The following is a 19,589-nucleotide window of genomic DNA, read 5'->3' as shown; positions in this document are numbered from 1 at the left end:
GACGCTTCCGGCGGCCCATGAAAGTGGCCCTGAAGGCACTGGCCGTGGCCGTCTGCTACTTCGTGGCCGGCCGTCTCGGTCTGCTGGGTCAGCTGGTGGTCCAGGGCGTGGTCGTCACCCCCATGTGGCCGCCGACCGGGGTCGCCCTCGCCGCGATGCTGCTGTTCGGCGTGGGCGTCTGGCCCGGCGTCGCCCTCGGCTCGCTCCTCGTGATCGCCTCGCTCACCACTCCTGGTTCCAGCGCGCTGATCACCGTCGCGGGCAGCACCGTGGCACCGCTGTGCGCCTGTCTGCTGCTGCGCCGGGTGGGTTTCCGGCTCGACATCTCACGCCTGCGCGACGGGCTCGGCCTGGTCTTCATCGGCGGATTCGGCGCCATGCTGATCAGCGCCACCCTCGGTGTCGCACCGCAACTGTGGAGCGGCGACCTCGACACGGGTGAGTTCTGGTCCGTGTGGCTTGCCTGGTGGGTCGGCGACGCCATGGGCGTCCTGCTCGTCACCCCGCTGCTGCTCGTCCTCTTCCTGGGCGTCACCGGCCGGTTCTCGTTCAGACGCTGGAAAGAAGCCCTGTGCCTGGGCCTCGCGGCGCTCGCCCTCATACCGGTGGCCGTGCTCAGCGACGCGAGCATGCTCTTCCTCGTCTTCCCCCTGCTGATCTGGGCGGCACTCCGCTTCCAGCTGGCCGGAAGCATGCTGTGCGCCCTGTCGGCGTCCGTGCTGACCACCTTCGCGGCGAACATGCAGCGCGGTGCATTCAGAAACCTGACCGACGTCGAGGTCATGGTCAAACTGCAGGCGTTCAACGGAGCCGCGGCACTGACGGCTTTGCTGCTGTCCTCCCTGGTCACGGAACAGCGCGCCACCCGCCGCGCGGTGCAGCAGGCCTGCGAGGAACTCGGAGAGGTCCTGGAACACCTGGCGGCCGGGGAGAAGACGCTGGAACCACCGATCCAAGGAGATTAGGCATCCCAGGGGGATCGAGGGACCAACGGCACGGCCCGATGTCCCGGCGCATTGAGCGATGCGCGGGAATGAAGTCCCTTCCTCAGGAAATGCGGTACCGCTGTTACCTTTCAGAGGTATTCCGTATGGAAAGCGGCTTTAGCTTCGTGGTGTCCATTACTCGACAGCTTCGCTTTTTCGGAAGGTCGCAGAGACATGTCGAACGCTCGCCGTATCCGTATGACGCTCACCTCCGCCGTCCTGGGCCTCGGTGCCGCCACCGCCCTCGCCACCTCCGCCGGCGCGGCCACTGGCCCCGGTCCGTCCAGTACGCAGGACATGCAGCTCAGCGACGGAAGCGTCGCCCACGTCACGGGTCTCGGAGACGGTCACTACCAGGCCTGGATCACGCACGACGGGACCCGCATCGCCGCCCTCGACCCGTCCCACGCCTCCGCTCGCGTGCACGGCAACACCTATGAGCTGAACCAGGCCAACGGTTTCGTCGGCGTGATCGAGGCGTCCGGCTGGCACAGCGAGTCCGACGTGGCCAGGCCCGGCACCGACAAGCACCACGAGAACAAGCACCACGAAATGCAGCACCACGCAAAGAAGGGCCACGCAAAGCAAGGCCACGCAAAGAAGGGCCACGAGAAGAAGGGGCACGCCGCCGCGCGGCAGGCCATCGGCGCCACCCGCAGCGTGCCACTGCCCAGCGGCGCCGTCGCCCACGTCACCCGGCTCTCGCCCACCCAGTGGCAGGCGTGGGTCACCCTGAAGGGCGTCCGCGTCGCCGCTCTGGACAACGCCCACCAGAGCGCACACACCCACGGCTGGACCTATCACCTCGCTCCCCGCACCGGCACCGTCACCGCCCACAGGTGACCGAACGCGGTGGTCAGCGGCGCGACGGAAGCGAATGAGGGCAGTACCGCCCTGAAACGAGGGCGCCGGCCGCCAGGGGAGCGACCACGAGAACCAGGGCCGGGGGCACCGTGAGAGCCACGGCCGCTCCCGGCGCCGCGTGCACGTCGGGGTCACCGAAGACCGTGAAGTCGACAGCCCAGAGGAAGACCCCTGCGGCGACGCACGCCCCGAGCGTCTCCCAGGCACGGGCCCGCCCGAGAAACAGGCCCAGGAGCAGGGAGGGAACCGCGCCGCCCAGCAGCATGCCCAACAGAACGGTGACGCCCGTCAGGTCGGCGACGCCCGCGCGTGCCGGAACCCACGGGCCGACGGCCACCACGCACACCCACGCCAGGACGGCCGCGAACGTCCTGGCCGGCCGTCCGGTGCCCGAGAGCCGCCGGCGCATGTCCATGAACTCCATCTTTCCCCCTCACAGGTACGCAGAGGGGATCCTGACATCAAAATTGAACGCGTTCAATACCTCAGTCGTGCGACCTGCTGAGGGCGGACTCGCGGGCCGCCGCGAGCGCGATGCGTTCGAGGTGATCGGTGAGCGGGTGCGGCGCGCGTACCGGGGTGACGAGGACCAGGGGGACCGTGGGCGCGTCGGCGATCGAGATGTAGCGGACGCCCGGGTGCGGGTGGGAGCGCGCGGACCGGGGGAGGACGCCGACACCACGGTCCGCGGCCACCATCTCGATCCACTCGTCGTACGTGCGACAGGTGACCGCCACCTCGGGCCGCGCGCCGGACGGCCACAGGGAGGGGCCGACCGTGCCGCTCAGCTTGTTGACGACGAGGGGATGCTCGGCGAGCTCGGCCCAGCGCAGCCGTCGGCGGCGGGCGAGGGGATGGTGGGCGCCGACCGCGGCCACCCGCGTCTCGACCCCCAGCTCCACGACCCGCAGGCCGTCCTCGGCCGGCGGCCTGCCGTGGATCACGGCGGCATCCGTGTGCCCCGTGGTGACACCGGCCGTGCGCTCGTCACGCCGGATGAGCTCCAGACGCCCGCCGGAGTCCTGCTCGAACTCGGTGATCAGCCGACGCGCGAGCCCGCTCGGCAACAGCCACGTGAACCCGAGCCGCAGGTTGGGGTGAGCGCTGACGGAGCGCAGCGCGGAGTCCAGCCGCGGCAGCAGCACGGCCAGTTCGGAACGGAGCCGCCGGCCGGGCTCGGTCAGGCGCACGCTGCGGGTCGTGCGGTCCACGAGGCGCACCCCCAGCGCCGCCTCCAGACGCGCCAGCGACCGGGTCAGTGTGGGCTGGGTAACCCGGCAGCGGTCGGCCGCGTGGGAGAAGTGCTCCTCCTCGGCCAGCACCAGGAACCAGCGCAGATCCCGCAGTTCCGCATTCATGCGTCAACTGTATAAAAGCAGGCCGCCGCGTATTTCCGTCGCCACGCCGGGCTGCCTAGCGTCGAAGGCGAGCACATCGGGCGGCCTGCGGCGCGAGACCGCCCGGCCGCACCCTCCGCGCGCCGCACGAACAGGCGAACCATGGACATCGGCACCATCCTCGGCACCTCCTCCACCCCGGTGAACGGCCCGGCCTACCCGCACGGCCCGTACCGGTTCGTCGGCCCGGAGTACCTCAACATCACGTACCGCACCGACCCCGACGCCTTCCGCGCGGTCGTCCCCGAACCCCTCGACGTCGACGAACCACTGGTCCGCTTCGAGGTCATCCGCATGCCGGACAGCAGCGGCCTGGGCGACTACACCGAGTCCGGGCAAGTGCTGCGCGTGCGCCATCAGGGCGAACCGGCCGACTACATCCACTCCATGTACCTCGACAACGCCCCGGCGATCGCCCTGGGGCGCGAGGCGAGTGCCTACCCGAAGAAGGCGGGCGCGCCGCGCCTGTACACCGACTCCGACACCCTGGTCGGCACCCTCGACTACGGATCGCTGCGGGTGGCGACGGCGACCATGGGCTTCAAGCACACCCCGATCGGCGAGCGGGAGGCGCGCGCCGAGATCGCCGCGCCCACGTACATGCTCAAGACGATCCCGGGCTACGACGGCAGGCCCCGCATCTGCGAACTGGTCCGCTCGCAGATCACCGACCTGACGATCCGCGGTGCCTGGACGGGCCCGGCCCGCCTCCAGCTGTTCGAGCACGCGCTGGCGCCGCTGGCCGACCTGCCGGTCCTGGAGATCGTCGGCGCGACGCACGTCCTCACCGACCTCACGCTGCCGCGCGCCGAACCGGTCCACGACTACCTGGCGTAGCGCACCCCACCGTTCCCGTCGTCCGACCCGTCCCTCCTGGAAAGGCAGTCAGGTGAGCTCTCACCTCGAAGCATCCCCCGTGTCCACGTCCCTGCCCGCGCCCGTACTCCCCGACCTGGCCGGCCGCCGCGCGCTGGTCACCGGAGCGGGCAGCGGCATCGGTCGTGCCACCGCCCTGCGGCTGGCCCGCTCCGGCGCACACGTGATCGGGCTCGACCGCGACGAGCGGGCCGTACGCGCCGTCGCCGACGCGACCGGGGGAGAGGCGATCGCCGCCGATCTGTCCGACCTCGACGCCCTCGACGATGTCGTCCCGCCGGCCGACATCGTCGTGAACTGCGCCGGCATCCAACAGGTCGCGCCGCTGCACGAGTTCGACCCGGAACGCTTCTCCCTGATGCTGCGCATCATGCTGGAGGCCCCGTTCCGCATCATCCGTACGTCGCTGCCGCACATGTACGCGCAGCGGTGGGGCCGCGTCGTCAACGTCTCGTCCGTCCACGGGCTGCGCGCCTCCCGGTTCAAGGGCGCGTACGTGGCCGCCAAGCACGGCCTCGAAGGACTGTCGAAGGTCGTGGCCCTGGAGGGCGGCCCGCACGGCGTCACCTCGAACTGCGTCAACCCCGGCTACGTACGCACCCCGCTGGTCGACCGCCAGATCGCCGACCAGGCGCGCGCCCACGGCATCAGCGAGGCCGAGGTCGTCGACTCGGTGCTGCTGGAGTCCGCCGCGCTCAAGCGCCTGGTGGAACCCGACGAGGTCGCCGAGGCGGTGGCCTTCCTGTGCGGCCCGCAGGCGGCCGCGATGACCGGCACCGACCTCGTCATCGACGGCGGCTGGTCGGCCCGCTGACGGCCGGCCGCCTCAGCGCTCCTCGCGCAGCCCCCACGGCGAGCCGTACTCCTCCAGCAGCGCGAGGAACGGGCGGGGCGGCAGCGCCTCGGGACCGAGCACGCCGCTGCCCGACCAGGCGCCGCTGGCGAGGAGTTCGAGGGCGACGACCGGGTTGAGGGCGGTCTGCCAGACCACGGCCTGGGAGCCGTACTCGCGCATCGACCACGCGTTGTCGACGACGTGGTAGAGGTACACCTCGCGCGGCGCCCCGTCCTTGGTGCCCTTGACCCAGGTGCCCGCGCAGGTCTTGCCCGTCATCCGGTCGCCGAGGCCGGCCGGGTCGGGGAGGCAGGCGGCGACCACGTCGCGCGGGGACACCTGCACCGGGCCGTCCGGGCCCGGCACCGTCACCTTCGCCGTCGCGTCGAGACCCAGCTCGTGCAGGGTCTTCAGCTTGCCGATGAAGTCGTCGCCCAGGCCGTACTTGAAGGTGACGCGCCGGGCGTCGACCCAGCGGGGGATCAGCAGCACCTCCTCGTGCTCCACGTTCACGCACTCCACCGGGCCGATGCCCGCGGGGAAGTCGAAGACCTCCGGCTCGCTGAACGGGGCGGTGGTGAACCAGCCGCGGTCCTTCTCGTAGACCACCGGCGGGTTGAGGCACTCCTCGATGGTGGTCCAGATGCTGAAGGACGGCGCGAAGTCGTAGCCGGCGACGGTGAGGTTCGCGCCGTCGCGCACGCCGATCTCCTCGATCCGGTCGAAGAGCTCGTCGGCCGCGTACCGGGCGAACACGTCCGAGAGTCCCGGTTCCACGCCCATGCCGACGAGCGCCAGACGCCCCGCCCTCTCCCACGCCGCGGTCCGCTCGAACTGGGCGTCGCCGAGCTTGACGCCGCACTGCTCGTACGGGGCCGTGGCGTGCGGGGCGGACAGTGACATCGCCATGTCGAGATAGTGGGTGCCCGCCGCGAGCGCGGCGTCGAACAGCGGCATCACGAAGCGGGGATCCGTCGCGTTCAGCAGGACGTCGCAGTGTTCCTCGACGAGGACGCGGCGCACCGCGTCCTCGTCGGACGCGTCCAGGCGCAGGGCGCTGAATCGGCCCTCGTGCTCCTTGAGCGCGGCGACGGCGGCCTCGGCGCGCGCCACGTCGTAGTCGGCCACGATCATGTGGGTCAGGAAGTCGCGGCGGGCCGCGATCCGGGTCACGGCGGTTCCCACGCCGCCCGCACCCACGAGAAGTACGCGCATGCCACACACCTTTCGATCACCAGGGCCCCGACGGCGGAGTCCGCGGGGTGACCTGAGGGAACGCGACGACGCGCGTTAAGGTCAACGCCGTTGGCATAAGAGCGGTGCGACGGGAGGGCCCGGCATGGCGAAGAAGGTGGTTCCGGAGGAGGCGCGCCGCAGGCGCAGGCCGACCCGCAACGGCACGGTCCTGTCCGAGAAGCTGATCGTGGACACGGCGCTGCGGATGCTCCGCGAACACGGCAGCGACGGACTGACCGTCCGCAGGCTCGGCGTCGCGCTCGGCGCCGACCCCAGCACCCTGTACCGCTACTTCGCCGGGCTCGACGACCTCACGCGCGCCATCGGAGAGGAGCTGATGGGGCGGGCGCTCGACGCCTGGCGGGCCACCGGCGACTGGCAGGCCGACCTGCGCGCCCTGGGCCGCGCCGTCCACGCCTCCTACCTGGCGCACCCCCAGGCCGCCGTCCTCACCGCCAGCCGCGTCACCGGCCGCCCCCGCGAGATCGCCGCGGACGAGACGATCCTCGGCATCCTGCGCGCGGCGGGGTTCCCCGACCCGGTGGCGGTGCGCACGTACCACGCGTTCATCGACCTCACCCTGGCCTTCGCGGCCCTGGACGCCGGAGCGCTGACCCTCACCGACCGGGCCCGCGAGACGGACGAGGAGATGTGGAACTCCACCTACGCAAGGCTGCCGGCCGCCACCCACCCCCACATCGCCGCGACCGCACACCTGCTGGCGGACCGCATGAACCGGAGCGCCTACCCGCTCGTCCTGGACACCCTGCTGGCGAGCGCCGCGGCCCAGCTGGACCGGACGTAGCACCCGAGCGCGGCAGGAGCGCCGCATCGGCCATGTCATCATGTGATGACATCGACTGATGACAAGAAGGGGAAAGCCCTCCGTGCAGCCCTCCATACCGGCGCCCACGACCACCGATCCCGTGGCTCCGGTGCTCCGCCACCCCCGGGCCCTGGTCCCCGTCCTCGTCTCGCTCGGCATGCTGGTCGCCGTGGTGAGCAGCCTGGGCGCGCCGCTCATCCCCACCATCGCCGCCGAGGACCACGTGGCGGTCTCGACGGCGCAGTGGGCACTGACGGTGACGATGCTCGTCGGCGCGGTCGCGACACCGGTGATGGGGCGGCTCGGCGACGGACCGCACCGCAAGAGGGTCATCCTGGGCGGCCTCACCTTCGTGCTCGTCGGCAGTCTCCTCGCGGCGCTGCCGCTGGGCTTCGCCTGTCTGCTGGTGGGCCGCGCCCTCCAGGGCGTCGGCATGGGCCTGGTCCCGCTCGCCATCGCCACGGCGCGTGACGCGCTGCCCGCCGCACGGGCCCGCTCGGCGGTGGCGACGCTGTCGCTGACCACCGCGGCCGGGATCGGCCTCGGGTATCCGATCACCGGCATGTTCGCCGAGTACCTGGGCATGTACGCGGGCTTCTGGTTCGCGGCGGCCACCGCCGCGGCCGCCCTCACCGCCGCCGTGCTCGTGGTGCCCCGCGCACCGCTGCGCCCCGGCGTGCGCATGGACCTGCCCGGCGCCCTGCTCCTCGCCTGCGGCATGGCCGCACTGCTGATGGCGCTGGCCGAGGGGGAGCGCTGGGGCTGGGGCTCCCTCCCGCTGATCGCCCTGGCCGCCGCCGCGGTGCTGCTGCTCGCCGGCTGGGTGGGGCACTCGCTGCGCAGCAGCCACCCGCTGGTCCAGGTGCGGCAGGTCAAGGACCGCGGCGTCCTCGTCGCCAACCTGACCACGATGGTCGGCGGCGTGGGCACGTACCTCCTCATCGCCCTCGTGACCCGCTACGTCCAGACCCCGGACTCCGCCGGATACGGTTTCGGCGCCTCGATCGTGGTCACGGGACTGCTTCTGGTGCCGTTCTCCGCGGCCAGCCTCGTCACCGGCCGCCTCGTGGGCCTGCTGGGCGGGGCCGCGACGCCCGGCCGGATGCTGCCGCTCGGCTGCCTGCTCTCCCTCGGCTCCCTGGTCTGCTTCCTGCTCGCCCGCTCCAGCCTGTGGGGCATCGGCACGATGATGGCGCTCGCCGGTCTGGGCGTGGGCGTCACCTTCGCGGTGACCCCCGGTCTGATCGTCGCCGGGGTGCCGGCGGCGGAGACGGGCAGCGCGATGAGTTTCAATCAGGTCGTGAAGTACATCGGCTATTCGACAGGAAGCGCGCTCAGCGCGGTAGTGCTCCAGGCCGCGACCGCCCCCGGGGCGAGCCTGCCGGGCAACGACGGCTACCGCACGGCGGGCCTCGTCGGCTGCGCCGCCTTCGCCGTCACCGGCGTCCTCGCCGTGGCCCTCACCCGGGGCGGGCTGCGGCCGCGGCCGTCCGTGGTGGCAGCGGTGCGGGCCACCCCCGCGGGCGCGGTGGACCCGGCGCCCTCACCGGCCACCCGGAGCGGACTGTGAGCGCGGCGGGCCCGCAGCCGCGCCGCGACTCCGCCCGCAGCAGGGAGGCACTGCTGGCCGCGGCGACGGCCCTGTTCTCGGAGCGCGGCTACGACCGCACCACCATCCGCGAGATCGGTGAACGGGCCGGTGTGGACGCGTCGTTGATCGCCCGCTACTTCGGCAGCAAGCCGCTGCTGTACGTGGAGGTACTGCGAGCCGAACACGGCGACGACGCGCCCGACGACCTGCTGACCGCCACCCGGCTGCGCGACGTGGCCCGGCGCGCGGAGCGCCGCGGCCCGGTCCCCCTGCTGCGGGTCGCCGTCGAGCCGCTGCGGGACGCGGCCGCCCAGCAGGCCACGCGCGCGGCCCTGCACGATCGCCTCGTGACACCGCTGCGCATCCGGTTCGAACAGGAGGGCCGCGACCGACCGGGCCTGCGCGCCGACATCCTGGTCGCGGCGGTCTCCGGCGTCCTGCTGGCCCGCCACTCCGGGGCGTTCGACGACCTGGCCGACGCCGAAGTGGACGAGGTCGTCGACGTGTTGACGGACATGCTGGGCGCGCCCGAGCGGGCCGACGTCCCGTGGACCGACGGGTGACGTCGCGGCGCCCGGCCGCAGGCGGAGTCGGCCGGGACCGCCCGGAATGATAGGGATGGCAGGGTCGTGATCTTGCCCGGAAGGATCGTCATGCCCTCCCCCGACTCCGCAGAGAACTCCGCCGGTGACGTGCTGACCAGCGTCGACGGCCACGCGGGCCGTGTCCTGCTCAACCGCCCCCGGGCGCTCAACGCCCTGACGCCCCCCATGCTGCGCCGCATCGCGGCGGCCCTCGACGACTTCGCGCACGATCCGGGCGTGGCGACGGTCGTGATCGAGGGGGCGGGCGAGCGCGGCCTGTGCGCCGGCGCCGACATCCGGCTCTTCCACGACGACGCCCGCAGCGGCGACCACTTTGCGTCCGAGGCGTTCCTGCGCGCCGAGTACCGCCTCAACGCCCGGATCGCGCACTACCCGAAGCCGTACGTCGCACTCATGGACGGCATCGTCATGGGCGGCGGCGTCGGCCTGTCCGCGCACGGCGGCATCCGCGTGGTCACCGAGCGCTCCCGCGTCGCCATGCCGGAGGTCACCATCGGCCTGGTCCCGGACGTCGGCGGCACCTACCTCCTGGCCCGCGCACCGGGGCAGCTCGGCACCCATCTGGCGCTGACCGGCGAGGCGGCGGGCGCCGCCGACGCGATCCTGTGCGGACTGGCCGACCACCACGTACCGTCGGCCTCGCTGAACGACCTGCGGACCGACCTCGCGCGGCTGCCCGCACCCGAGGCCGTCGCCCGCCACGCCGTCGCGGCCCCCGAGGGGCGGCTCGCCGAGCAGCGGCCCTGGATCGACGCCTGCTACGCCGCCGACACCGTCGAGGAGATCGTCGACCGGCTCCTCGCCTCCGGAGAGACGGCGGCCAAGGAGGCCGCCGAGACGATCCTGTCGAAATCCCCCACCGCCGTGAAGACCACCCTGGCCTCCCTGCGCCGCGCGGCGGACATGGACCGCCTGGAACAGGCCCTGGACCAGGAGTTCCGGGTGACGTGCGCCGCCCTGGACACGCACGATCTGCCCGAGGGCATCCGCGCCCAGATCATCGACAAGGACCGCGCACCCGCCTGGCACCCGGCCGTCCTCACGGAGGTGACGGCCGCCGACGTCGAACGCAGCTTCAGGTCACTGGGCGAGCGGGAACTGGGCCTGGCCTGAACCGGACCCGGTTCACCGACGGACGGGTCAGCGCAGCCCGGCGAAGAGATCGTTCTCGGGGAGAGGGGCGCCGGTCGGGTCCTGCACCCGCACGAACGCCTCCATGCCCATCAGCTCGCCGAACCGCTCCTTGCCCATCTTGAGGAAGAAGATGTTCTCCCCCTGACTGGCGTGCGCGGCCAGCGCGTCGAACTTCTGGCCGCTGAACCCCGTCGTGTCCACCCACGTGCTGATCTCGTCGTCGGGCAGCCCGATCTTCGCCATCGCCTCGGCCTCGGCCGGGTCGGGCTCGGGCATGTCCGGCATGAACTCGCGCATGATCTCGCCGAATCGCTGCATGCCGGAGCGGGGCATCGTCGTCCAGTACACCTTCGGCGTCAGCCCGGACATCTCCACCGCCGCCATCGTGATGCGGTGCGCCTGGATGTGGTCCGGGTGCCCGTAGAAGCCGTTCTCGTCATAGGTGACGACCACATCGGGACGGTAGTGCCGCATCAGCTCCGCGAGGCGCGCGGCGCCTTCCTCCACGGGGGTCTGCCAGAACGCGCCGGGGGCGTCGTTGCTGGGCCAGCCCATCATTCCGGAGTCGCCGTAGTCGAGCATCTCCAGATCACTGACCTTGAGGACGCCGCAGCTCGCCTCCAGCTCCTGCCGGCGCATCGCGGCGACGGCCGACGGATCATGCCCGGGATCACCGGGCTTGACGCCTCCCGGTCCGTCACCGCAAGCGCCGTCGGTACAGGTCACCAGAACCGTGCGGATCCCCTCCGCCGCGTACCGGGCGAGGACACCTCCGGTTCCGGTCGCCTCGTCGTCGGGGTGGGCGTGCACTGCCATGAGCGTCAAGGGACGGTCGGTCACGGAAACATCCTCCTGCGAAGAGCAATTCAGTACGTACATCGTGGGGCGCATGCCCCCGGGGTCGGTTCGTGCCGGGGCGGACGACACGCGACGCGCGCGGCCCCACCGGTACGGGACCGGCCCCTCGACGGTGCAACAGTGACGACCGGACAACCTGTTCCCGCTCGGGCGCACCACCTGACGCGGCGGGACTCGGAGTTCGTACGACGACCTCCCCGCCGCCCCCGGACCGGGAGCGGGGGAGGGGAGCACTCGCGTTCAAGTCCCGTTCGCCGCGCAACCATCGAGCGTTTCCACGCGTCTCGCAGATGTATTCGCATCAGCGCACGCGGCCCACCTGCCGCACGCGCCCCTAAGGAGGAACCGTGGGCATCCGCCGCCCCGCCATTTCGACCGCCGTGGCCGCCGCCCTGATCGGGTCGGCCGGCGTACCGCTCGCCGCGGGCGTCTCGTCCGCGGCCACCCCCGCCACCACCGTGCGCGAGGACTTCAACGGAGACGGATACCAGGACGTCGCCGTCGCCGCGCCCGGAGGGAAGGTCGGCGGCCACACCTGGGCCGGTTACATCACGATCAACTACGGCTCGGCGCACGGCATCGACGCCACGCACACCACCGTCATCTCCGAGGACACCGCCGGCGTGCCCGGCGCCTCCGGCGACGACCACCAGTTCGGCTACGCGCTCATCGCCCGCGACCTGGACGGCGACGGTCTGACCGATCTGGCGGTGACCGCTCTGGGCAGCGCACCTCAGGCCGACGCCTACGGATCGGTGATCGTCCTGTGGGGCAGCAAGGCCGGTATCTCCGGGCAGGGCGCCGTCCGCATCGCCACCCCGACGGGCGGCGAGGTCGGTGACGACCTGACCGCCGGTGACTTCGACGGCGACGGGCACACCGACCTGTTCATGAAGAACGGAGGTGACTACGACTACCACGACGTGCTCTACGGTCCCCTGCACCGCGACGGCACTCCCGCCCGCGAGCAGCAGGTGAAGGTGTTCAGCACCGACAACTTCATCAACGAGACCGCGGCGGGCGACTTCAACGGCGACGGCATCGAGGACCTCGCGACGTTCTACGTCTACGAGAACCACGCCGAGGGCGGCAAGCTCTGGCCCGGCACCAAGAGCGGCCTGTCGACCACCCCGACCGCACTGCCCTCCGCCGCCACGACCGCCGTCGCCGACTTCGACAAGGACGGCTACGCCGACCTCGCCACCCGGGTCTGGCCGGGCGAACTCACCGAGGGCACCGACACCGACCCCGGCACCGTCAAGATCTACTACGGCTCGCCGACCGGCCCGAGCAAGACCCGTACGAAGACGATCACGCAGAGCACGTCCGGCGTGCCCGGCGCCAGCGAGAAGGGCGACCAGTTCGGCGGCCGCCTCGGCACCGGTGACGCGAACGGCGACGGATACCCCGACCTGGCCGTCGGCGTCCCCGGCGAGGCCATCGGCTCGAAGGCGAAGGCCGGCGCCGTGGTGCTGCTCAAGGGCGGCAAGGGCGGACTCACCGGTACGGGCGCCCAGGCGTTCCACCAGGACACGACGGGAGTACCGGGCGTCGCCGAATCCGGCGACGTGTTCGGTGCGGCACTGCGCCTCGTCGACGTCACGGGCGACAACAAGGCGGACCTGATCGCCGGCGCCCCCGGCGAGAACCTCGGCTCCGTCGTGAACGGCGGCGCGGTGTGGCAGCTGCGCGGCGCCACCGGCGGTCTGACGGCCTCGAACTCTGTGGCCCTGAACCCGACGGACATCGGCGCCCCCTCGTCGAAGGCGCTGTACGGCGAGGACATCAGCGGGGACAACGGCCCCACCACCGTGATTCCGTAGCTCCCCACCACGCGAAACGGGTCATGGCCGCACGAACAGGCGGCCATGAACCCGGTCCGCTCCGCCGCCGCGCGGTATGAGAACGTCTCGCCCTGCCGGACTCGACGAGTGAGCTGCGCACGGCCCTGACCAAGGCGTCCTCGCCCTCCTGGGCACGACGCGCACGCGCCGGGCGCGCCCTGGCCCCCTACGTCGACGTCCCTGAGCCAACCGGCTTCCCGCGCAAGCCCGTTGGGAAGGATGCCGTCGCCGAATCCGACGATGTGAAGGGGGCGTCGTGTCCGAACGTTCAGTTCAGGAGCAGGCCGCGATCGAGGCGTTGCAGAACGGAGAGAAGGCGGAAGGCGCCGAGCGTACCGAGCGTCTGCTGGAAGCGCTGACCCATGCGGTGCTCGCGCTGGCGGCGCCGGCGCCGGAGGCTGCTTCGGCGCCGCCGCCCGTGGCACCGGCCCCGTCGGTCCTGGCGGCCGACGCTCCGAGGGCGCTGCATCTGCTGGCGCTGATGCATTACGCCGGTGGCAAGTGGGACGACAAGCGGGCCGGCGCCGCCTACAAGGCGTTCGGCCTGAAGGCGGACAACGGAAGTCCCGCCGACCGCAGGGCCGCGAGGACCGACTTGTCCCACCTCGCGGAGGCGCAACTGATACGCGTCGTCAGCCGCGGAACGTACTCCGTGTAGGGGGGGCGGACGCGCGCAATGCCGCTCGGCACGGCCCCGGGAGCGCGGGGCCGTGCCGAGCAGTTCGGGGTGCGGATCAGGCGGTGGTGCGCTGCCTGCGCCGCAGGGTGAGGTACGTCCCGGTGGCACCGGTGGCGAGCAAAGCGCCCACACCGAGACCGACCGACAGGGCCGGAAGGCCGGAGTCGGTCGTGGCGGCCGTGTTCTCCATCGCCGGGCCCGGAGTGATGTGCGCGGCGACCGGGGCGACCTCGTGGATCGCGCCGACCGACCGCACCGAACCGTCCTGGTTGAGCAGCACCTGCTTGTCGTTGGGGTGCCTGAAGTCGAACAGACCGGACAGCGAGCCCGCGGAGGCGTCGAAGGAGTGGTCGCCGATGCGGTCCGTGCGCCAGTTGTCCTCGATGAAGCGGGTGATCGACGCCTGGTTGGTCAGCCGGTGATCGACCTTGTTGACCTTGCTGTACGGGGAGATCACCAGCAGCGGCTGACGCGTGCCGGGGCCGCAGCGGTCCTGGTAGCCACCCTCGGCCGCGGGCGCGCTCTGACAGGCGGGGGCGTCGAACGACTTGCCGTTGGAACCGGCCGCGGTGTCGTTCGAGCCGTTGCGCGGTGTCACGTACGCGTGGTCGTACCAGCCGTCGGAGTCGTCGTAGGCGACGACGACCGCGGTCGACTTCCACTGCGGCGAGCTCTGGATCGCGTTGATCTGGCTCACCAGGAAGTGCTGCTCGTCGATCGGGTCGGAGTAACCGGCGTGCCCGTCCTGGTACGAACCGGCCTTCAGGAAGCTGACGGCCGGCAGGTTCCCGGATGTGAGTGCGGCCGAGAAGTCGGTGAGGTCGTAGTTGTGGTTGGCCTGCCCGTCGTGCCCGATCTCCGAGACGCTCTTGGGCGCCAGGTGGTGCGGGTTCGCCGTCGACTTGTAGTACGCGAACGGATTGTGGTGCGGGCTGTAGTCGGTCACCGAGGCGCCGCCGACATTGGCGTGCGCGGTGTCGCACTTCGCGTACGAGCCGGACTCGCCGTTCCACGCGCTCGACGGCCGGAAGCCGCCCTGGAACCAACCCCACGACACGTCACGGGAGTTGAGTAGGTCACCGATGTTCCTGCCCTGCATCGCGCCGAGCGCGCTGGTGGAGGTGTGGTCCTTGCCCGAGCAGTCGTCGTACGCCGGGTCCGGGTCGTTGATCATCGTGCCGACGCCCTCGGCGTCCGGCGACTGGACCACGTACTTGTCCGGGGTGGCGGTCTGCCGGGGGTTCTCCGTGCCGGACGTCGGGTCGGTGGAGACGATGCCGTGCGTGTTGCCGGAGATCAGGTTGATCGCGCCGGGCGAGGAGGGACCGTAGTTGGAGCTGTAGGAGCGGTCGCTCATCGCATAGTTCTGGGCGTAGTTCCACAGGCCGGTGACGGTGTTGCCGTCGTAGTAGTCCATGACCAGGCCCGGCTCGCCGAACAGGCCGCCGCTGCACTTGTCGACCTCGGTGTTCTGCACGAACTGATCGGCCTTGCCGCCGTCGTACGCGTACTGCTCCGGCCCGTAGGAGTGGTTCTGGTCGCAGGTCATCGCCTGCGAGGAGGCGAGCCGCTTGGGCGCGTACTGGTTGGGGTTCTCCTTGAGCAGCCCCGCGTGCGCCAGCGTGTCGATGTCCTTCGGGGTCCGCCTGGACGCCCTGAACTTCGTGCCGTCGGTGTTGGCGGCCTGCGGATACGTACCGAAGTAGTGGTCGAAGGAGATGTTCTCGTCGAACAGCACGACCACATGCTTGATCGGGGTCGCCGTCCCGGCGCCGTGCTGGTGGGGTTGGCCCCCGGGGGCCGCGGCCCAAGAGGGCGCGGCGCCACCGAGGACCGTGAGCGCGGCGGCACCCGCCAGTGCCCCCACGCTCCGTATCGCTGCTCTGCTTCCCTTGCTGGCCATGCGTGTTCATCCTCCGGCCGATGTCTTCCCAGAGCGGTCCGCTCCCGGATCCTTCGCGGTTCGAACGGCGTGCCGGCGCAGTAGCGGTGGCGATTGAGTGAACACCGGTTCGGATGAAGCAGGTTGAATCTTGACCAGCAATTGACTAGTTGTACGCGGAACCTTTTCGTGGCGGAGCAGGCCGCCGTCACGCCAGCAGGGCGCGCCCGTACCAGTCGTCCTTGTCGCGCACCCCGGGCAGCGCGAAGAAGTAGCCGCCGCCGAAGGGGGAGATGTAGTCGGTCAGCGGCTCGCCCGCCAGCCGCTTCTGCACGGTCTCGAACTGCCGCCGTACGTCCTGCTGGTAGCAGCAGAACAGCAGCCCCATGTCGAGGTTGCCGTTGGCGTCGGTGCCCAGGTCGTAGTTGTACGCGCGGCGCAGGATCCGCTGCTGCGCGGTGCCCGGGGTGCGGGGGTTGGCGAGCCGGATGTGTGCGTCGAGCGGGATCACGTCGCCCTTGGGGTCGTCGGTGAAGCGCGGTGTGTCGTGCTCGGCGTTCCCGTCGAGCGGCGCCCCGGTCTCCCGCGCCCGGCCGAACATCCGCTCCTGCTCACTGAGCGAGACCCGGTCCCAGAACTCCACCAGCATCCGTATCAGGCGCACGACTTGATAGCTGCCGCCGACCGCCCACGCGGGCTCACCGCCGCCCTTGCCGACCCAGACGAGGCGCTCCATCGCGCGGCGGTCGGCGGAGTCGGGATTGGCGGTGCCGTCCTTGAACCCCATCAGGTTGCGGGGCGTCCCCGAGGGGCGGGGCGGCGAGCTGAACCCGTCGATGCGCCAGCGCACCTGCAGGCCGCCACGGGTGTGCCGGGCGATGTCGCGCAGCGCGTGCAGCACGGTGTCGCGGTCGTCGGCGTGCAGCTGCAGGCTCACATCGCCGTGGCACCACGCGGACTTGAGGTCGTCGTCGGGGAACACCGGCATCGCGGTGAGCCGCGTCGGCTTGTCCCGCGCAAGGCCGTAGCGTTCGTCGAAGAGCGACGCCCCCACGCCCACGGTGACCGCGAGCGCACCGCCCGGCACCCGCTCGCCGAGGATCCCGGAGTCGGCGGGCGCAGCCGTCACCCCGGCGGGATCGGGCAGCCCGCCGGTGGCGAGGAACCGGGCCCGGTGCGTCAACGTCCGCAGTACGTCGCCCAGTTCGGCGCGGTTCTCGGCGGTGACGTCGAACGAGACGAGCGCGGTGGCCCGGCGGGGCGCCGCGACGACGGACGCCTGCCGCGCCCCGTGGAACGGGGCGACGGAGGCGACCTTCGCCGCCCCGTCCCGCTGCGCGGGTTCGGCGGCGCCGCCGGTGGCCAGGCCCGCGCCGACGAGGGCGGCCCCGCGCAGCAGCCGTCGCCGCCCGACGCCACCGGTCGCTGTGTCGGACGGATTCATACGGTGCTCCGAGGTGCTGGGGGAGAGGCGGACAGGCGGGGACGGCCGCGGCCCCCAGGAGACGGGCCGGCCCGTCTCCTGCGCGGCGTGACCGGCACGTGCGCGCCGCTCATACCGTCCTGCGCGGATCGCACAGGGCCGCCACCGAAGCGAGCCGCTCCACCAGATCGCCGAACGCGGCGTCGACGTGTTCGCGCCGGGCGCGGCCCAGTGAACCGACCGGGGTCCAGCGGCCGTGGTGTCGCAGCCCGTCGAGCAACTGTCCGGCGCTGCCCAACGCCTGCTCCAGGTCCGTGAGTTCGGGGTAGCGGCTGGTGAGCAGGGGGCGCAGCCGGGACAGCACTTCGCGGGTGCCGTCGATGTTGGCGCGCGCTGTGGCCAGGTTCGAGCCGCTGCCGTAGTCGGTCCGGCCGGTCAGTTCGAACTGCACGGTGTTCTCCAGGATCTCGTGCGCCCGCAACCCGAGCTGCGCCGGATCCATCCGCGCCTGCGCCCAGCTGTCGCGCAGTGCGGTCACCGCTTTGAGCAACGCCCCGGCGGGGGACCGCAGTCGGCGGGCCGACTGGTGGTGCCACAGCCCGTACTCGACACGGTGGAAGCCGGTGAAGTCCTTGTCGTGCACGCCGTCGGGCAGCCCGGCGTCGATGCCGTTGATCGCCCCGTCGGCGTCTCCGAACGCGTCGTAGGCCGCGCCCATGCGCTCGTACTGAAGATGCGCGGGCAGCCAGGCCGCGCGGGCGGCGCCCAGATCTCCCCGGTCGACGGCGCCGCGGAGGGTTCCGGTCAGCCGGACGACTTTGTCGAGCCCGGCGGCGACCCACTTCTGGTAGGCGAGGGCGGGCGGGATCAGGTCGTGCTCGGTGACCGGCGCCGCGGCCGGGCCGGAACGTCCGGTGCGGATCCGGACCGTGGGTCCGGTGACCGCGTCGGTGTCCTCGGGCACGCACGTGAACGCGTACGCCCCCTTGCCCAGGCGCACGGTCAGCTCCCGCGTGGTGCCGGGACCGATGTCCTCCACCTCACCGAACACGGCGTGGCTGTGGGGGTCCTCCAGGAACACCTCGGCCGCCGCACCGGTGGTGTTGTGCAGCGCGAACACCTGAAGCCCGGACGCCGGCGCGTCCCAGCCGCGGCCGCAGTGCCCCGCGGACACCTCCACGCCCGTACGCCGCACAGCGCTCGCCGCCCCGTCGTGCGTGTGCGAACCCGGGAGCACGGCGACCAGACCGCCGACCAGACAGCCCAGCACGGCGACCGCACCGGCCGACCACAGCGCCCTGCGCCGCCCGGGGCCGGACCTCGACATCCGGGCCTCCCGGGTCGTTCCGTGTGTGACGGGCACATGCTAGGCGGCACACCCGGCTCGAACAGCGGTCGCACAGAAACTCATGACCAAGAATTGCACCCCGCTTCACCTCGCCCGAGACGCAGGCGACGTCGCACGGGACAGTGCTGCTCACGACGGCCCCTGGCATGGACGGCTTCGGGGGCAGTCCCTACGGCTGTCCGTAACGTGCGCGGACGTGGTGGGCCGCACCGAGCGTCATCTGCATTCCTGGTAACGGGAGTTGGACCTGCCGCCCGACTCCATGGAGACCGTGATCGACCTGGCCGGCAGCCTGGAGGGGTCGGTGCGGCGGATCCTGCGCGTGACCGGGTTCGATCGCGTGTCGCCGGTCGACCGGTGACGGGCTGCTGACTCTCGACGCGCCTTTGCGGCGCGGCCGGTGAGGCCCCGGCGCCGGTGACAGAACGAGGACAAAGCGAGGAACCGCCTGTGACTCGCTGCGGGATACAAATACTTCCGACCGCACGCACCGCACCGCACCGCACCGTTTCCGGGGGAACAGCATGAAGTCCACGCGCCTCACCGCCCTGGCCGCCATCTCCGTCGTCGCCGCCCTGTCGCTCACCGCCTGCGACAACAACGACGGCTCGGGCGGCGACGCGTCCTCCCAGGGTTCCTCGTCCGCGCCGTCGGCCTCGTCGTCCTCGTCCCCCGCCGCGAACGGCGGCTCGACGTCGGACAGCGGTTCGGGCTCCGGCGGTGCACAGGCCGGTGACGCGAAGCCGAGTTCCGGCGGGACGAACGATGCCGCGGGCGGCGCCACCAATGCCGGCGCCAAGGTCACGTTCTGCAAGACGCAGGACCTGGCCATCGACGCCCAGGACGCCGCTCCCGACAAGGAGACCGGCCGGATCGACATCACGATGATCAACCGGGGTTCGACCACCTGCTCCGCCACGGGCTTCCCGGGCGTCGACATCAAGGACGTCGACCACACCTCGAACCCCATCGCGCGCGGCAACGCCCAGCCGCGCATCACCACCCTGAAGCCCGGCGACGCCGCCGTCTTCGACCTCGCCTACGCCATCGACAGCAGCGGCAGCAGCCTCGCGTCCCCGACCGACATCCTGGTGACGCCTCCGAACGAGACCCACACCGTGAGCCTGGCGTGGCCCGAGGGCGCCGGGGACATCAAGGGCGCCTACACCGATGTCGAGGTCTACCCCACCCACACGACCAAGTAG

The 19,589-nt window shown here is 71.6% G+C and carries 18 protein-coding genes; 11 read left to right on the top strand and 7 right to left on the bottom strand.

All coding sequences use genetic code 11. The features are described from left to right. The first annotated feature begins 17 nt into the window (after positions 1-17). Together J3486_RS16345 and J3486_RS16340 are read left to right on the top strand one after the other, a co-directional pair. Positions 18-965, top strand: coding sequence for an MASE1 domain-containing protein (locus tag J3486_RS16345; RefSeq protein ID WP_229378097.1), 948 nt, complete (start codon positions 18-20; stop codon positions 963-965). A 195-nt stretch (positions 966-1,160) separates the two neighbouring features. Then, positions 1,161-1,829: a hypothetical protein gene (locus J3486_RS16340; RefSeq protein ID WP_207821033.1), complete on the top strand. Its 669-nt coding sequence runs from the start codon at positions 1,161-1,163 to the stop codon at positions 1,827-1,829. A gap of 13 nt (positions 1,830-1,842) precedes the next feature. Here the strand turns inward: J3486_RS16340 and J3486_RS16335 are convergent, their stop codons facing one another. Next, positions 1,843-2,274: a hypothetical protein gene (locus J3486_RS16335; protein ID WP_207821032.1), complete on the bottom strand. Its 432-nt coding sequence runs from the start codon at positions 2,272-2,274 to the stop codon at positions 1,843-1,845. A gap of 61 nt (positions 2,275-2,335) precedes the next feature. Beyond that, a complete protein-coding gene (locus tag J3486_RS16330; RefSeq protein ID WP_207821031.1) occupies positions 2,336-3,208 on the bottom strand; it encodes a LysR family transcriptional regulator in 873 nt (290 codons plus the stop codon). Between the two features lie 141 nt (positions 3,209-3,349). Here J3486_RS16330 and J3486_RS16325 point away from each other — a divergent pair, with 141 nt between their 5' ends. Both J3486_RS16325 and J3486_RS16320 read left to right on the top strand, forming a co-directional pair. Continuing rightward, a complete protein-coding gene (locus J3486_RS16325) occupies positions 3,350-4,084 on the top strand; it encodes an acetoacetate decarboxylase (RefSeq protein ID WP_207821030.1) in 735 nt (244 codons plus the stop codon). A 79-nt stretch (positions 4,085-4,163) separates the two neighbouring features. Beyond that, complete coding sequence (locus J3486_RS16320) at positions 4,164-4,937, top strand: 3-hydroxybutyrate dehydrogenase (RefSeq protein WP_207821029.1); 774 nt, start codon at positions 4,164-4,166, stop codon at positions 4,935-4,937. A gap of 12 nt (positions 4,938-4,949) precedes the next feature. Here J3486_RS16320 and J3486_RS16315 read toward each other — a convergent pair whose 3' ends face one another. Continuing rightward, positions 4,950-6,173 carry a saccharopine dehydrogenase family protein gene (locus tag J3486_RS16315; RefSeq protein ID WP_207821028.1) on the bottom strand — a complete coding sequence of 408 codons (1,224 nt, stop codon included), beginning with the start codon at positions 6,171-6,173 and terminating at the stop codon, positions 4,950-4,952. 124 nt (positions 6,174-6,297) lie between these two features. On the opposite strand from J3486_RS16315, the gene J3486_RS16310 reads away from it, so the two are divergent. From J3486_RS16310 to J3486_RS16295, 4 genes are all read left to right on the top strand, one after another. Then, positions 6,298-6,999 (top strand): TetR/AcrR family transcriptional regulator, encoded by a 702-nt coding sequence (locus tag J3486_RS16310; protein WP_207821027.1) that lies wholly within the window; start codon positions 6,298-6,300, stop codon positions 6,997-6,999. 82 nt (positions 7,000-7,081) lie between these two features. Then, the gene (locus tag J3486_RS16305) at positions 7,082-8,590 is read left to right on the top strand and encodes an MFS transporter (RefSeq protein WP_307804830.1); all 1,509 of its coding nucleotides are present in this window, start codon (positions 7,082-7,084) and stop codon (positions 8,588-8,590) included. Beyond that, positions 8,587-9,174, top strand: coding sequence for a TetR/AcrR family transcriptional regulator (locus tag J3486_RS16300; protein ID WP_207821025.1), 588 nt, complete (start codon positions 8,587-8,589; stop codon positions 9,172-9,174). The genes J3486_RS16305 and J3486_RS16300 overlap by 4 nt, the downstream gene beginning before the upstream one ends. 90 nt (positions 9,175-9,264) lie before the next feature. Beyond that, entirely contained in the window at positions 9,265-10,329 is a 1,065-nt protein-coding gene (locus tag J3486_RS16295; protein ID WP_207821024.1) for an enoyl-CoA hydratase/isomerase family protein, read from the top strand. Positions 10,330-10,356: 27 nt separating this feature from the next. Here J3486_RS16295 and J3486_RS16290 read toward each other — a convergent pair whose 3' ends face one another. Further along, a complete protein-coding gene (locus tag J3486_RS16290; RefSeq protein WP_207821023.1) occupies positions 10,357-11,190 on the bottom strand; it encodes a PIG-L family deacetylase in 834 nt (277 codons plus the stop codon). Positions 11,191-11,555: 365 nt separating this feature from the next. Between J3486_RS16290 and J3486_RS16285 the strand changes: the two genes are divergently transcribed. Together J3486_RS16285 and J3486_RS16280 are read left to right on the top strand one after the other, a co-directional pair. Beyond that, the gene (locus J3486_RS16285; protein WP_207821022.1) at positions 11,556-13,031 is read left to right on the top strand and encodes an FG-GAP and VCBS repeat-containing protein; all 1,476 of its coding nucleotides are present in this window, start codon (positions 11,556-11,558) and stop codon (positions 13,029-13,031) included. A 277-nt stretch (positions 13,032-13,308) separates the two neighbouring features. Beyond that, the gene (locus J3486_RS16280; RefSeq protein WP_207821021.1) at positions 13,309-13,710 is read left to right on the top strand and encodes a hypothetical protein; all 402 of its coding nucleotides are present in this window, start codon (positions 13,309-13,311) and stop codon (positions 13,708-13,710) included. 76 nt (positions 13,711-13,786) lie between these two features. Here the strand turns inward: J3486_RS16280 and J3486_RS16275 are convergent, their stop codons facing one another. The 3 genes from J3486_RS16275 to J3486_RS16265 all read right to left on the bottom strand — a co-directional run bounded on the left by J3486_RS16275 (position 13,787) and on the right by J3486_RS16265 (position 18,363). Next, positions 13,787-15,634: a phospholipase C gene (locus tag J3486_RS16275; protein WP_207821020.1), complete on the bottom strand. Its 1,848-nt coding sequence runs from the start codon at positions 15,632-15,634 to the stop codon at positions 13,787-13,789. Positions 15,635-15,821: 187 nt separating this feature from the next. Further along, positions 15,822-17,057, bottom strand: a complete 1,236-nt coding sequence (gene efeB, locus J3486_RS16270) for an iron uptake transporter deferrochelatase/peroxidase subunit (protein ID WP_207821019.1) — start codon at positions 17,055-17,057, stop codon at positions 15,822-15,824. A gap of 109 nt (positions 17,058-17,166) precedes the next feature. Further along, positions 17,167-18,363, bottom strand: coding sequence for an EfeM/EfeO family lipoprotein (locus tag J3486_RS16265; protein ID WP_207821018.1), 1,197 nt, complete (start codon positions 18,361-18,363; stop codon positions 17,167-17,169). A gap of 545 nt (positions 18,364-18,908) precedes the next feature. Between J3486_RS16265 and J3486_RS16260 the strand changes: the two genes are divergently transcribed. Beyond that, positions 18,909-19,589: a DUF4232 domain-containing protein gene (locus J3486_RS16260; protein WP_207821017.1), complete on the top strand. Its 681-nt coding sequence runs from the start codon at positions 18,909-18,911 to the stop codon at positions 19,587-19,589.

Source organism: Streptomyces sp. VRA16 Mangrove soil, from assembly GCF_017377775.1.
GTDB lineage: Bacteria > Actinomycetota > Actinomycetes > Streptomycetales > Streptomycetaceae > Streptomyces.
Note: the sequence above shows the minus strand (reverse complement) of the source record. Positions and strands in the feature narration are given on the sequence as shown.

What these genes read in the sequence shown, in the direction of transcription:
- J3486_RS16315 (WP_207821028.1), bottom strand. Translation starts at nt 6,173, where the DNA reads ATGCGCGTACTTCTCGTGGGTGCGGGCGGCGTGGGAACCGCCGTGACC.
- J3486_RS16295 (WP_207821024.1), top strand. Translation starts at nt 9,265, where the DNA reads ATGCCCTCCCCCGACTCCGCAGAGAACTCCGCCGGTGACGTGCTGACC.
- J3486_RS16345 (WP_229378097.1), top strand. Translation starts at nt 18, where the DNA reads ATGAAAGTGGCCCTGAAGGCACTGGCCGTGGCCGTCTGCTACTTCGTG.
- J3486_RS16335 (WP_207821032.1), bottom strand. Translation starts at nt 2,274, where the DNA reads ATGGAGTTCATGGACATGCGCCGGCGGCTCTCGGGCACCGGACGGCCG.
- efeB (WP_207821019.1), bottom strand. Translation starts at nt 17,057, where the DNA reads ATGAATCCGTCCGACACAGCGACCGGTGGCGTCGGGCGGCGACGGCTG.
- J3486_RS16340 (WP_207821033.1), top strand. Translation starts at nt 1,161, where the DNA reads ATGTCGAACGCTCGCCGTATCCGTATGACGCTCACCTCCGCCGTCCTG.
- J3486_RS16260 (WP_207821017.1), top strand. Translation starts at nt 18,909, where the DNA reads ATGAAGTCCACGCGCCTCACCGCCCTGGCCGCCATCTCCGTCGTCGCC.
- J3486_RS16275 (WP_207821020.1), bottom strand. Translation starts at nt 15,634, where the DNA reads ATGGCCAGCAAGGGAAGCAGAGCAGCGATACGGAGCGTGGGGGCACTG.
- J3486_RS16330 (WP_207821031.1), bottom strand. Translation starts at nt 3,208, where the DNA reads ATGAATGCGGAACTGCGGGATCTGCGCTGGTTCCTGGTGCTGGCCGAG.
- J3486_RS16325 (WP_207821030.1), top strand. Translation starts at nt 3,350, where the DNA reads ATGGACATCGGCACCATCCTCGGCACCTCCTCCACCCCGGTGAACGGC.
- J3486_RS16310 (WP_207821027.1), top strand. Translation starts at nt 6,298, where the DNA reads ATGGCGAAGAAGGTGGTTCCGGAGGAGGCGCGCCGCAGGCGCAGGCCG.
- J3486_RS16265 (WP_207821018.1), bottom strand. Translation starts at nt 18,363, where the DNA reads ATGTCGAGGTCCGGCCCCGGGCGGCGCAGGGCGCTGTGGTCGGCCGGT.